The 13,452-nt window shown below is 40.0% G+C and carries 9 protein-coding genes and 3 pseudogenes; 5 read left to right on the top strand and 7 right to left on the bottom strand.

What is annotated here, in order from left to right:
- Both QZ114_RS01525 and QZ114_RS01520 read left to right on the top strand, forming a co-directional pair.
- A pseudogene (locus QZ114_RS01525) lies at positions 1 to 149 on the top strand (transposase); the annotation flags it as partial.
- Between the two features lie 4 nt (positions 150 to 153).
- A pseudogene (locus tag QZ114_RS01520) lies at positions 154 to 1,187 on the top strand (IS3 family transposase); the annotation flags it as partial.
- 303 nt (positions 1,188 to 1,490) lie between these two features.
- Here the strand turns inward: QZ114_RS01520 and QZ114_RS01515 are convergent.
- Together QZ114_RS01515 and QZ114_RS01510 are read right to left on the bottom strand one after the other, a co-directional pair.
- Positions 1,491 to 1,652: pseudogene (locus QZ114_RS01515) on the bottom strand (UDP-galactopyranose mutase); the annotation flags it as partial.
- A gap of 82 nt (positions 1,653 to 1,734) precedes the next feature.
- Entirely contained in the window at positions 1,735 to 3,279 is a 1,545-nt protein-coding gene (locus QZ114_RS01510; RefSeq protein WP_295498916.1) for a peptide chain release factor 3, read from the bottom strand.
- A 212-nt stretch (positions 3,280 to 3,491) separates the two neighbouring features.
- Between QZ114_RS01510 and gatC the strand changes: the two genes are divergently transcribed.
- Genes gatC through gatB form a run of 3 tightly spaced genes read left to right on the top strand, consistent with a single transcriptional unit; the run spans position 3,492 to position 6,702 of the window.
- Positions 3,492 to 3,794, top strand: coding sequence for an Asp-tRNA(Asn)/Glu-tRNA(Gln) amidotransferase subunit GatC (gene gatC / locus QZ114_RS01505; RefSeq protein ID WP_000705419.1), 303 nt, complete (start codon positions 3,492 to 3,494; stop codon positions 3,792 to 3,794).
- The gene (gatA, locus tag QZ114_RS01500) at positions 3,794 to 5,260 is read left to right on the top strand and encodes an Asp-tRNA(Asn)/Glu-tRNA(Gln) amidotransferase subunit GatA (RefSeq protein WP_295498910.1); all 1,467 of its coding nucleotides are present in this window, start codon (positions 3,794 to 3,796) and stop codon (positions 5,258 to 5,260) included. The genes gatC and gatA overlap by 1 nt, the downstream gene beginning before the upstream one ends.
- Complete coding sequence (gatB, locus tag QZ114_RS01495) at positions 5,260 to 6,702, top strand: Asp-tRNA(Asn)/Glu-tRNA(Gln) amidotransferase subunit GatB (protein WP_295498907.1); 1,443 nt, start codon at positions 5,260 to 5,262, stop codon at positions 6,700 to 6,702. Before gatA ends, gatB begins: the two co-directional genes overlap by 1 nt.
- Positions 6,703 to 6,863: 161 nt before the next feature.
- Here the strand turns inward: gatB and QZ114_RS01490 are convergent, their stop codons facing one another.
- The 5 genes from QZ114_RS01490 to QZ114_RS01470 form a co-directional block, all read right to left on the bottom strand.
- Positions 6,864 to 7,790 (bottom strand): ATP-binding cassette domain-containing protein, encoded by a 927-nt coding sequence (locus QZ114_RS01490; RefSeq protein ID WP_295498904.1) that lies wholly within the window; start codon positions 7,788 to 7,790, stop codon positions 6,864 to 6,866.
- A 10-nt stretch (positions 7,791 to 7,800) separates the two neighbouring features.
- Positions 7,801 to 8,868 (bottom strand): ABC transporter ATP-binding protein, encoded by a 1,068-nt coding sequence (locus tag QZ114_RS01485; protein WP_295498901.1) that lies wholly within the window; start codon positions 8,866 to 8,868, stop codon positions 7,801 to 7,803.
- A gap of 8 nt (positions 8,869 to 8,876) precedes the next feature.
- A complete protein-coding gene (gene oppC, locus QZ114_RS01480; RefSeq protein ID WP_295498898.1) occupies positions 8,877 to 9,803 on the bottom strand; it encodes an oligopeptide ABC transporter permease OppC in 927 nt (308 codons plus the stop codon).
- Complete coding sequence (locus QZ114_RS01475) at positions 9,803 to 11,299, bottom strand: ABC transporter permease (RefSeq protein ID WP_295498896.1); 1,497 nt, start codon at positions 11,297 to 11,299, stop codon at positions 9,803 to 9,805. The genes oppC and QZ114_RS01475 overlap by 1 nt, the downstream gene beginning before the upstream one ends.
- A gap of 66 nt (positions 11,300 to 11,365) precedes the next feature.
- Positions 11,366 to 13,354 carry a peptide ABC transporter substrate-binding protein gene (locus QZ114_RS01470; protein ID WP_295498893.1) on the bottom strand — a complete coding sequence of 663 codons (1,989 nt, stop codon included), beginning with the start codon at positions 13,352 to 13,354 and terminating at the stop codon, positions 11,366 to 11,368.
- Between the last annotated feature and the right edge of the window lie 98 nt (positions 13,355 to 13,452).

Below are 13,452 nucleotides of genomic sequence, written 5' to 3'. Positions count from 1 at the left end.
TGGGCATAAACTTTTACCTCTTCCTCCCTATTCACCTGAGTACAATCCTATTGAGAAAACATGGGCTCATATCAAAAGCACCTCAAAAGGTATTACCGAGTTGTAATACTTTTTTCGAGACCCTTTTGTCCTGCTCTTGTTTCAATTAACTATATTGTTGAGAAAACAAGAGGGAGAGTACCTAAAACGGGACGTAAGCCAAAAAAGAGACCTGAAGAGAGGACAGAATTAGAACGTCTTCAAGCAGAAAATGAGTACTTGAGAGCGGAGAATGCCATCCTAAAAAAGTTGAGAGAACTCCGATTGAAGGAGAAAAAAGAGAAAGAAGAAAGACAGAAATTGTTCAAGAATTAATGACTGAGTTTTCGTTAGATATTCTTCTAAAAGCCATTAAACTAGCTCGTTCGACCTACTACTATCACTTGAAACAGCTAGATAAACCAGATAAGGACCAAGAGCTTAAAGCTGAAATTCAATCCATTTTTATCGAGCACAAGGGAAATTATGGTTATCGTCGGATTCATTTAGAACTAAGAAATCGTGGTTATCTGGTAAATCAGAAAAGAGTTCAACGATTGATGAAAGTACTCAATTTACAAGCTAAAATGCGACAAAAACGAAAATATTCTTCTCATAAAGGAGATGTTGGTAAGAAGGCAGAGAATCTCATTCAACGTCAATTTGAAGGCTCTAAAACAATGGAAAAGTGCTACACAGATGTGACAGAATTTGCCATTCCAGCAAGTACTCAAAAGCTTTACTTATCACCAGTTTTAGATGGCTTTAATAGCGAAATTATCGCCTATAATCTTTCAACTTCACCCAACTTAGAACAAGTAAAAACAATGTTGGAACAGGCATTCACAGAGAAGCACTACGAGAATACGATTCTCCATAGTGACCAAGGCTGGCAATATCAACACGATTCTTATCATCAGTTTCTAGAGGGTAAGGGAATTCAAGCATCCATGTCACGTAAGGGGAACAGCCCAGACAATGGTATGATGGAGTCCTTCTTTGGGATTCTGAAATCGGAAATGTTTTACGGTTATGAGAAGTCGTTTCAGTCGCTTAAGCAATTGGAACAAGCTATTGTAGACTATATTGATTACTACAACAATAAACGAATTAAGGTAAAACTAAAAGGACTTAGCCCTGTGCAATACAGAACTAAATCCTTCGGATAAATTAATTGTCTAACTTTTTGGGGTCAGTACAGAAAACTTTTGGTAATATGCGTTTTATTGTAGGAAGATTTACTTCATTTTCTCCTGAAATTGTTGCCCAGCCTATATTGCAGGATTTATTTTCGAAGTAATGGAAAAGCTTTTCATAAGATAGTCTACTTATGCTGGTATTAGAGCTTTAACATTCTTTTATATACTTTTCCAAGTTAGTTTACCGTTCTCAAAGTGTTTATAAAGTAGGCAAAATCCTTGAACATCCCAATTTTGAATTTTAGATACCTTGTTACTGGAATCTTACTTTATTTAATCTAACTCATTTCTTACACACTGCAACGCTGCTCCAATTACTTGGTGCATATCATAACAACGATAGTGTCCTAAACGACCACCAAAGATAACATTCCCCTGCTCATCAGCCAATTTTTTATATGATTTATACAAATGATTATTACGATCATTATTTACTGTATAGTTTTATTGGGAAGCTAGTTTTTGCCCAATCTCGTAACCTACTTAGATTGCTTTGCAATCAAGTAGACTTACTGAATCACATCTTCTCTTCCAACTCTACGTCTGGATACTTATCTGCAAACCAGCGGAGGGCAAAATCATTTTCAAAGAGAAAGACTGGTTGGTCGAAACGGTCTTTGGCCAAGATATTGCGACTTGATGACATCCGTTCATCTAAGTCCTCAGGCTTGATCCAACGAACGGTCTTTTTACCCATTGGGCTCATGACCACTTCCGCATTGTACTCGCCTTCCATACGGTGCTTAAAGACTTCAAACTGGAGTTGACCGACAGCGCCTAGCATGTATTCACCTGTTTGGTAATTCTTATAAAGCTGAACGGCTCCTTCTTGTACCAATTGCTCGATTCCCTTGTGGAAGGATTTTTGCTTCATGACGTTCTTGGCAGAAACTTTCATGAAAATCTCAGGGGTAAAGGTTGGCAAGGGTTCAAATTCAAACTTGTTTTTTCCAACTGTCAAGGTATCCCCAACTTGATATGTACCAGTATCGTAAACCCCGATGATATCTCCTGCTACAGCGTTGATCACATTTTCACGACTTTCCGCCATAAACTGAGTAACATTTGAAAGTTTGGCACCCTTATCAGTGCGAGGTAGGTTGATACTCATACCACGTTCAAATTCTCCTGATACGATACGGACAAAGGCAATACGGTCACGGTGACGAGGGTCCATGTTGGCTTGGATTTTAAAGACAAATCCTGAGAAATCCTTGTCATAAGGATCCACAAATTCGCCATCTGTTTTCTTGTGTCCATGTGGTTCTGGAGCAAATTTGAGGAATGTTTCAAGGAAGGTCTGCACACCAAAGTTAGTAAGAGCTGAACCAAAGAAGACTGGCGTCAATTCTCCAGCCAGAATAGCTTCCTCTGAAAACTCATTTCCAGCTTCATTTAAAAGTTCAATATCATCTTTGACTTGCTCGTAGAAAGGATTGCTACCAAAAAGCTTGTCCCCATCTTCTAGACTAGCAAAACGCTCATCCCCTTTGTAGAGCTCCAGGCGTTGATTATAAAGGTCATACAAGCCCTCGAAGGCTTTCCCCATCCCAATTGGCCAGTTCATCGGATAGCTAGCAATTCCCAAAACTTCTTCCAATTCTTGCAAGAGGTCTAGTGGTTCACGACCGTCACGGTCTAGCTTGTTCATAAAGGTAAAGACCGGAATGCCACGGTGTTTGACAACCTCAAATAATTTCTTGGTTTGCGCCTCGATACCCTTGGCAGAGTCCACAACCATGACCGCAGCATCCACCGCCATCAAGGTACGATAGGTATCTTCTGAGAAATCCTCGTGTCCTGGTGTGTCAAGGATATTCACGCGCTTACCATCGTAGTCAAACTGCATCACAGATGAAGTAACCGAAATCCCACGTTGCTTCTCGATATCCATCCAGTCAGACTTGGCAAAAGTCCCTGTTTTCTTTCCTTTTACGGTACCAGCCTCACGAATCTCGCCCCCAAAGTAGAGCAGTTGCTCAGTGATGGTTGTTTTCCCCGCGTCCGGGTGAGAGATAATGGCAAAGGTACGACGTTTCTTAATTTCTTCTTGAATATTCATAAGTTCTCTTTCTTTGATTCTCTATTTTTCTTGTTTCGATAGCTAAGAATGATTTTTACATTGGATTGTACCATTCCTTTCAACACTTCATTATATCGGATTTTAGCATTTTTTTCAATTTCTATTTCTTTTCAGCTCCCCCTCCCTTATTTATAGGAAAATATGGTAAAATAGAACAGACTAAAAATCATCATTTCACGAAAGGATGCAAGATGAAAATTACGCAAGAAGAGGTAACACACGTTGCCAATCTTTCAAAATTAAGATTCTCTGAAGAAGAAACTGCTGCCTTTGCGACTACCTTGTCTAAGATTGTTGACATGGTTGAATTGCTGGGCGAAGTCGACACTACTGGTGTCGCACCTACTACAACCATGGCTGACCGTAAAACCGTTCTCCGACCTGATGTGGCCGAAGAAGGAACAGACCGTGATCGCTTGTTTAAAAACGTACCTGAAAAAGACAACTACTATATCAAAGTGCCAGCTATCCTAGATGATGGAGGAGATGCCTAATGACTTTCAACAATAAAACGATTGAAGACTTGCACAATCTCCTTGTTTATAAGGAAATTTCAGCAACAGAATTGACACAAGCTACGCTTGAAGATATCAAATCTCGCGAAACAGCTATTAACGCTTTTATTACTATCGCCGAAGAGCAGGCTCTTGCTCAAGCCAAAGCCATTGATGAAGCAGGAATTGACGCTGATAATGTCCTCTCAGGAATTCCACTTGCAGTTAAAGATAACATCTCTACAGACGGTATTCTCACAACTGCAGCCTCAAAAATGCTCTACAACTACGAGCCTATCTTTGATGCGACTGCTGTTTCCAATGCAAAATCTAAAGGTATGATTGTAGTTGGAAAGACCAACATGGACGAGTTTGCCATGGGTGGTTCTGGTGAGACTTCTCACTATGGTGCCACTAAAAATGCTTGGGACCACAGCAAGGTCCCTGGTGGTTCGTCAAGTGGTTCTGCCGCAGCTGTAGCTTCTGGGCAAGTCCGCTTGTCACTTGGTTCTGATACTGGTGGCTCTATCCGCCAACCTGCTGCCTTCAATGGGATTGTTGGTCTCAAACCAACCTACGGAACAGTTTCACGTTTCGGTCTCATTGCCTTTGGTAGCTCGCTAGACCAGATCGGACCTTTCGCACCAACAGTTAAGGAAAACGCCCTCTTGCTCAATGCGATTGCTAGTGAAGACTCTAAAGACTCAACTTCAGCCCCTATCCGCATTGCCGACTTTACTTCAAAAATCGGGCAAGACATTAAAGGCATGAAAATTGCTTTGCCTAAGGAATACCTCGGTGAAGGAATTGACCCAGAGGTTAAGGAAACCATTCTGAATGCCGCTAAACACTTTGAAAAACTTGGTGCTATTGTCGAAGAAGTCAGCCTTCCTCACTCTAAATATGGAGTTGCCGTTTACTACATAATCGCTTCATCTGAAGCTTCATCAAACTTGCAACGTTTTGACGGTATCCGTTACGGCTACCGCGCAGAAGATGCAACCAACCTTGATGAAATCTATGTAAACAGCCGTAGCCAAGGTTTTGGTGAAGAAGTAAAACGTCGTATCATGCTGGGTACTTTCAGCCTTTCATCAGGTTACTATGACGCCTACTATAAGAAAGCTGGTCAAGTCCGTACCCTCATCATTCAAGATTTCGAAAAAGTCTTCGCGGATTACGACTTGATTTTGGGACCAACTGCACCAAGTGTTGCTTATGACTTGGACTCACTTAACCACGACCCAGTTGCCATGTACTTGGCTGATCTTTTGACCATCCCAGTCAACTTAGCTGGTCTACCAGGAATTTCGATTCCTGCTGGATTCTCTCAAGGTCTACCAGTCGGTCTACAATTGATTGGCCCTAAGTACTCTGAGGAAACCATTTACCAAGCTGCCGCTGCTTTTGAGGCGACAACTGACTACCACAAACAACAACCCGTGATTTTTGGAGGTGACAACTAATGAACTTTGAAATAGTCATCGGACTTGAAGTCCACGTAGAGCTCAACACCAATTCAAAAATCTTTTCACCTACTTCTGCCCACTTTGGAAATGACCAAAACGCCAACACTAACGTGATTGACTGGTCTTTCCCAGGAGTTCTGCCAGTTCTCAATAAGGGTGTAGTCGATGCTGGTATCAAAGCCGCTCTTGCCCTCAACATGGACATCCACAAAAAGATGCACTTTGACCGCAAGAACTACTTCTACCCTGATAATCCTAAAGCTTACCAAATTTCTCAGTTTGATGAGCCAATCGGTTATAACGGCTGGATTGAAGTCGAGCTAGAAGACGGTACGACCAAGAAAATCGGTATCGAACGTGCCCACCTAGAAGAAGATGCTGGTAAAAACACCCACGGTACAGACGGCTACTCTTATGTCGACCTCAACCGCCAAGGGGTGCCCTTGATTGAGATTGTATCTGAAGCCGACATGCGTTCGCCAGAAGAAGCCTACGCTTATCTAACAGCCCTCAAGGAAGTCATCCAGTACTCTGGTATTTCTGACGTTAAGATGGAAGAAGGTTCTATGCGTGTGGATGCCAATATCTCTCTTCGTCCGTATGGTCAAGAGAAATTCGGTACCAAAACTGAGTTGAAGAACCTCAACTCCTTCTCAAACGTTCGTAAAGGTCTTGAATACGAAGTTCAACGTCAAGCTGAAATCCTTCGCTCAGGTGGTCAAATCCGCCAAGAAACACGCCGTTACGATGAAGCTAACAAAGCAACCATCCTCATGCGTGTCAAGGAAGGGGCTGCAGACTACCGCTACTTCCCAGAACCAGACCTACCCCTATTTGAAATCTCTGACGAGTGGATTGAGGAAATACGGACTGAATTGCCAGAGTTTCCAAAAGAACGCCGTGCACGTTACGTATCTGACCTTGGCTTGTCAGACTACGATGCTAGCCAGTTGACTGCAAATAAAGTCACTTCTGACTTCTTTGAGAAAGCTGTTGCCCTAGGCGGTGATGCCAAACAAGTTTCTAACTGGCTCCAAGGGGAAGTCGCTCAATTCTTGAATGCTGAAGGTAAGACACTTGAACAAATCGAATTGACACCAGAAAACTTGGTTGAAATGATTGCTATTATCGAAGACGGCACTATCTCTTCTAAAATCGCTAAGAAAGTCTTTGTCCACCTAGCTAAAAATGGTGGCGGCGCGCGTGAATACGTAGAAAAAGCAGGTATGGTTCAAATCTCAGATCCAGCTGTCTTGATTCCAATCATTCACCAGGTGTTTGCGGATAACGAAGCTGCTGTTGCCGACTTCAAGTCAGGAAAACGTAACGCAGACAAGGCCTTTACAGGATTCCTTATGAAAGCAACCAAAGGCCAAGCCAACCCACAAGTCGCCCTTAAACTACTTGCACAGGAATTAACTAAATTAAAAGAAAACTAAACAGTACTATAAAAACCATCTAAAGTCCTATTCTCAAGGGCTGCATTAGATGGTTTTTTCTACTTTTCAAATTATGAGTTTCCTATCAACTACAGTTGTCAAAGGCCAAAAAAAGGTTTATAATTCCCAGAAAAATTTTCTTGGAAATTATAAAACCAAGTTTAGCGTATACCTTGTTTATAGCGATTCAATTCCGCTTGATTAGCCCAAACATAATGTCCTGGACGGATTTCAACCATGGATGGTTTATCAGTCTCATAATCATGTTGAGAAGGATCATAAACTTTTAAGACCTTCTTACGTTCTAAGATTGGATCTGGAATTGGTACAGCTGAAAGTAAGGCTTGTGTATATGGATGAATTGGATTATTAAACAATTCTTCCGTTTCTGCAACCTCCACAATCACACCCTTGTAAATAACTGCAATACGATCTGAGATAAAGCGTACAACAGACAAGTCGTGAGCGATGAAAAGATAGGTCAAACCAAGTTCTTTTTGGAATTTCTTAAGTAAATTTAGAACTTGAGCACGAACAGAAACGTCCAAGGCTGAGATTGGTTCGTCCGCAATAACAAAATCTGGTTGCATAACTAAGGCACGAGCAATACCAATACGTTGCCGTTGTCCACCCGAGAACTCATGTGGATAGCGCGTCAAATGCTCTGCCAAAAGTCCAACTTCACGAATAATATGTTGTACTTTTTCTTTCCGTTCTTCTTCATCTTTAAACAGATTGTGATTATAAAGACCTTCAGAAATAATATAATCCACTGTAGCACGTTCATTCAAACTTGCAGCTGGGTCTTGGAATATCATTTGAATTTTACGAATCAACTCAGAAGCTTGTTCACGAGACTTCTTCCCATTGATTTTTTGGCCTTCAAAAATGATATCCCCATTACTAGTATCATTTAAACCAATAATTGCACGGCCAATAGTTGTTTTTCCACTTCCAGATTCTCCAACAAGCGAGAAAGTTTCTCCCTTGTTGATAAAGAAGTTAGCATTTTTTACGGCAACAAACTTTTTACTTCCCTCACCGAAGGAAATTTCTAAATCTTTAATTTCTACTAATTTTTCAGACATTTCCTTCCTCCTAACCTTCTAGATGGGCAAATCCCATTTTATCACGAATTTTTTCATGAAGATTTGCGATGACAGCTGGTTTCTCTACTTTTGGAGCATCCTCATGAAGAAGCCAAGTTTTTGCCCAATGAGTTTCTGAAACTAAGAATTGAGGAGCTTTTTGCTCAAAATCAATCTGCATTGCATAATCAGAACGCAAGGCAAAGGCATCCCCTTTTAACTCAGTATAAAGAGACGGAGGTGTTCCAGGGATAGAATACAATTCTCCTTTATCATCAGCAAGTTGAGGTAAGCTAGAAAGGAGGCTCCAAGTATAGGGGTGACGAGGGTCATAGAAAACTTCTTCAACCGTTCCATATTCAACAATTTCGCCCGCATACATAACCGCTACCTTATTTGCAATACTTGCTACCACACCAAGGTCGTGGGTGATAAAGATTGTTGTGAAATGGTACTCGTTTTGCAAGGATTTGAGCAAATCAATAATCTGTGCTTGGATAGTCACGTCCAAGGCTGTTGTTGGTTCGTCACAGATCAAGACATCAGGACGACAGGCAAGAGCAATCGCAATAACGATACGTTGACGCATTCCTCCAGAATATTGGAAAGGATATTCATCAAAACGTCTGTCCGCTTCTGGAATCCCTACCTTATTCATGTAATCAATCGCTAATTCTTTTGCTTCCTTAACTGTTTTACCTTGGTGTTTCACAATAACTTCTGTAATTTGACTACCAATTGTTTTAATAGGATCCAAACTAGTCATTGGGTCTTGGAAAATGGTAGCAATTTTAGCACCACGAATTTGTTCCCAATCCTTATGAGAAGTTAGTTTCGTCAAATCTTGACCACGGTAGTCGATACTGCCTTGCGCAATACGACCATTTTCTTCCAACATACCTGTGAAAGTCTTTGTCAAAACAGATTTACCTGAACCTGATTCCCCAACCAATGCCAAAACTTCACCTTCAAGTAACTCGAGAGAAACTCCGCGAATAGCTGTTAAAATTTTGTCACGAACGTCAAATTCCACGACAATATCGCGAGCAGTCAAAATTACATTTTTTTCTTTTGTCATTTCTACTCCTATCTATGTGTACGTGGATCACTAGCATCTGCTAAGTTTTGACCAACTACGAAAAGGGATAAGGATACCAAGACAAGGGTTGTCAAAGGAATCCAGAACAAGTAAGCATTTGTTGTTACGTTTTGTGAATAATCGGAAATCAAACGTCCCAAACTTGGCACTGTAATCGGCAAACCTAGTCCAAAGAAAGAAAGGAAAGCCTCGTAAGAGATAAATGCTGGAAGCATCTGTGTCATGGTAGTAACAATGACTGAAACCAATTGTGGCATGATATTTTTGGCTACAATCTTTAAAGTTGGTGTTCCCAAGGTACGTGAAGCAAGGTTGTATTCCAAGTCACGGTAACGAAGGATTTGCACACGAATCATGAAGGCAATTCCAATCCATGTTGTTACACTCATGGCAAAAATCAAATTCCAGAACCCAGCACCGATTGAATAAGTCAAGACAATGACAATCAAAAGAGATGGAATGTTTGAGATAACGTTGTAAACTTCCATCATGACACGGTCAACCGATTTTGAAATCCCCCAAATACCACCAACAAAGACACCAATAACAAGGTTAATCACTGTAGCGATAACTGAAATCAAAATAGAATTTCGAGCCCCAAACCAAACACCGTCAAAGAGAGATTTACCATTACTATCTGTACCGAACCAATGCTCTGCATTTGGTTTGATATAACGAGCGCTAAAGTCGTTTACCTTGCTGACATCATTAAAATCAAACTTCGAAAACATTGGGTAAATGAAGCTCATCAAAATAATGGCTACCAAAATTCCTAACATAATGACTGTTGATTTTTTCTTCATAAATTGTCTAAATACTGAACCCCAGTATGAATAAGCTGGAGCATCAATGGCTTCAGAGGCAAAATCATCACGTTTTACGAACTGAAATTTACTTTTATCAATTGTAGACATTATTTGCCTCCTTTCTCAGTCAACTTAATACGTGGGTCAATAATAGTCATCCAAATATCTCCCAAAAGAAGAGAGAAGATAGAAATACATGTAAAGATGAAGACCAAACCAACGACCATAGAGTTGTTCGAAGCTTTGACAGAATCAATTAACATTTTACCCATACCTGGGAAAGCGAAGACTGTTTCCGTCAATGTAGCACCACCGATAACCCCGATAACTGCACCAGGGATACCTGATACCAATGGTACCATGGCATTTTTAAAGATATGCTTATTAGAAATTTCTTTTTCAGACAAACCTTTTGCACGAGCAAAACGAACAAAGTCCTGTGACTGCAAGTCAATCATATAACGACGAATCCAGATTGCCGTCCCAGGAGCACCAAGTAATCCAAGGATAACCGCTGGCAACACATAAGAACGCCAATCTCCAGCACCCAAGATAGGGAATGAATCTGGTAAACCAATAGAAGAACCTGCCAAACGAACAATGTAAACCAAAGCAATGGTAGGAAGAGCAAGTAAGAAGGTTAATCCTCCAGTAGAAAAGCTATCAATCCATGTGTTCTTGAAACGTGCCATAGCTGAACCTAGCGGTACTGCGATTGCATAGGAAATAACCAAACCAATCAAGCCGACAACTGCAGAGCTAGCAATCATCGATGGATATTGGTAGTTACTTTCAGTTGCAGTATATGGGTCATCTTTTCCATAGTTGGCAACTTCACGTGAATCAGCCTGACTAGGTGATTTATACGTTCTTGAATATATATTTACAGAAGAAGTTTTCTTACCGGTTGGAAATTGCACTTGTGATGTCTTAGTTTGCCCTTGACCTTGTGTAATAACCTGTAATACTGGACTATTCGCATATGTTGGATAAGAATCACCCAAGTTAACATTTACAAAATTTTGATGTACAAACGGGAACTGTCCATTAAAATACAAAAGATATTTGTGTTTTGTTCCTGAACCCACAAGAGACCAGCCTACAGCAGGATCATTCTCAAAACGAAGATAACGTTTCAAATCTGGATTTTCAGGATCTTGAATTTTATTTGTATGGTCAATATCAATTAAATTAGCATAGAACTTGAAAACACGCTCAAAAATTGGAATTTCACGAGTAGCATAGAATTGCCCACTTTCAGAAAATTCTCCCAAAGTCCAACCATTACCAATTTGTTTGATATATTTTTCGTAGATAGCCTTGTTACTTTCATTAGCGTCAACTGTTACAGAAGCATCCATCTGACTAGCTTTTTCTTGCAACTCTTTGGTATCGTAGTACTCGATATAGCCCATACGCTCATAAACAGTATTCTCATAGTTATCACGTTTATCAGCCGTTGTCGCAATCTTGTTATAGTTGGTATCCTGTTTAAAAATCAATTTTCGAGGAACCATTGTATAGATAATCGTGTAAGTCAAAGTTGTTACTAAGAAGATAGAAACCAATGACCGCAAAACACGCATAAAAATATATTTTTTCATATCATTTCCTTTAAAAATCCCAAAAGAACCTTCTCCTCATGGAGAGAAAGTTCTATTGAAAATTATTTACTTCACATGACTTGCCAATTCTTTTTGAGCTTTCTCGTTTGACTCAGTCTTTTCTTTCAACCATTTTTCACGAGCTTTTTCATACTCTTCTTTGGTGATTGCTTTTTCACCAACTTCAGTGTACTTCAAGTATCCTGAATTTTCTCCTTTAAGGCCGGCTACTGAATATGAAGAGCTAAATGGTAGAACTTTTGAAACATATGAAACGGCTGTTTCTTTAGGAGAAGCCATTACTGGAATTGTCAAAGCATTATCAGTCAACCAAGCTTGTGCCACCGCGTATTTTTCATAACGTTTTTGAACATCTTGGTTTTCGCTGTTTGCGTCATCAAGTAATTTTCCATAGTCAGCTAAACCAAGTTTGCTTACTACTGATGCATCTGTGTTTTGGTCAATACCAAGGTAAAGACGAGTACTTCCTCCCTTAAGGACGAATTGATCCAAGAAAGTAGAAGGGTCTTGATAGTCAGGGTTCCATCCTAGCAAGGTATGGATATCCCAGTCTTGTTCTTTAGCTGTTGGAGCGCTAAATGAAATTGGTAAAGCTTCTGCTTGAGTCATTTGTTGTAAGTCTACAACAACATTATCTGAACCCAATACTTTTTCAATTGATTGTTTCAATGATTGAACACGGTTTACAACCGCTGTTGATTCTTGGATAACCAAGGCATCCAAGTGGATTGGGAATTCAACACCTTCAGCTTGTAGGCTTGATTTTGCTTTAGCAAAGACTTCTTTAGCTTTTTCTTCATTGTAAAGGCCATTTTGAGAATCTGCTAGAGATACGTTTGACCAAGTAGAAGAATTTGTCTTAGCCAAGCTATCTTGTACCAATTCACCAAATGTTTTCTTACCAACTTGAAGATTATAAGGTGCAAACGTATTACGGATGGCTACTGCAGCTCCATCAGTACCATTTGTTTGAGCTGAATAAGAAGCACGGTCCACTGCAAAGTTCAAGGCTTGACGGAATTCCTTATTTAGCAATGCTTTCTGAGTAGATGTCTTTTGGGCATCACTTGTTTTGGCAGTGTGGTTATAGGTTGTACGGCCATAGTTCAAGCTGACAGTTGCAACACCAGCACCTGGTTCGTTAAAGTAAATATTGTCTTTAAAGTCAGCTGCATATTTTTCATATGTAGAACTTGTAGGGAAGATACGAGCCTTGCTATATTGACCATCAGCAAAACCTTTAGCAATCACATCTTGATCTTTACCATCCCAGAAAGTGAACTTAACATTCTCAATTTTTACGTTTTCTTTGTCCCAGTATGCGTCATTTTTAGCCATCTCGATAGATGATTTAGGAGTTACAGCCTTCAAGACAAATGGACCGTTATAAAGGATCGAGTTAGCATCTGTTGGAGCACCAAAACCTTCACCTTTTGAAGCTAAAAACTCTTCATTAACTGGCATCATGACACCGCTAGTTGTCTTGTCATTCCAGAAAGTTTCTGGTTGATTCAAGGTATATTCTAAAGTTTGATCATCAAGTGCTTTTACACCAACCGTTGAAAAGTCTTTTGTTTCACCCTTGATATATGCTTCTAATCCCTTAATAGAAGAGCTAACGATTGAAAGCCCTTTTGATTTTCCATCTACGGCGTGTTTCAAACCAGTAACGAAGTCTTTAGCAGTTACAGGAGCGTATTCTTCTCCCTCTGCAGTTACCCATTTAGCATCCTTACGAATTTTATAGGTATAAGTCAAACCATCTTTTGAAACTGTCCATGATTCAGCGATAGAAGGAACCAGATTACCATATTTATCGTTAGCCAACAAACCATCTACAGCATTTGTTGTGATGAATGATGTTGAATCGATATTGCTCACGATATAATCCAAGGTTTCTGGATCTGTTTGATAAACATATTGGTAATCTTTTGCTAGTTTAGCATTATTTGAACTAGTGTTTGAACACGCAGCTAGAACTCCTGACGCTAATAAGGTAGTTCCCGCTACAGCAAGCACTTGACTTTTTTTCATTTTTCCACTCCTCTTATAAAATATATGTCGCTATCAATTATATCATAGATTTTAAGAAAAGTAAACGAATTTTCAGAATATTTAGGCTTATTTCTATA

The organism is uncultured Streptococcus sp. (genome assembly GCF_901875575.1).
Taxonomy (GTDB): Bacteria; Bacillota; Bacilli; order Lactobacillales; family Streptococcaceae; genus Streptococcus.
This window is presented reverse-complemented; position numbering and strand designations above follow the sequence as displayed.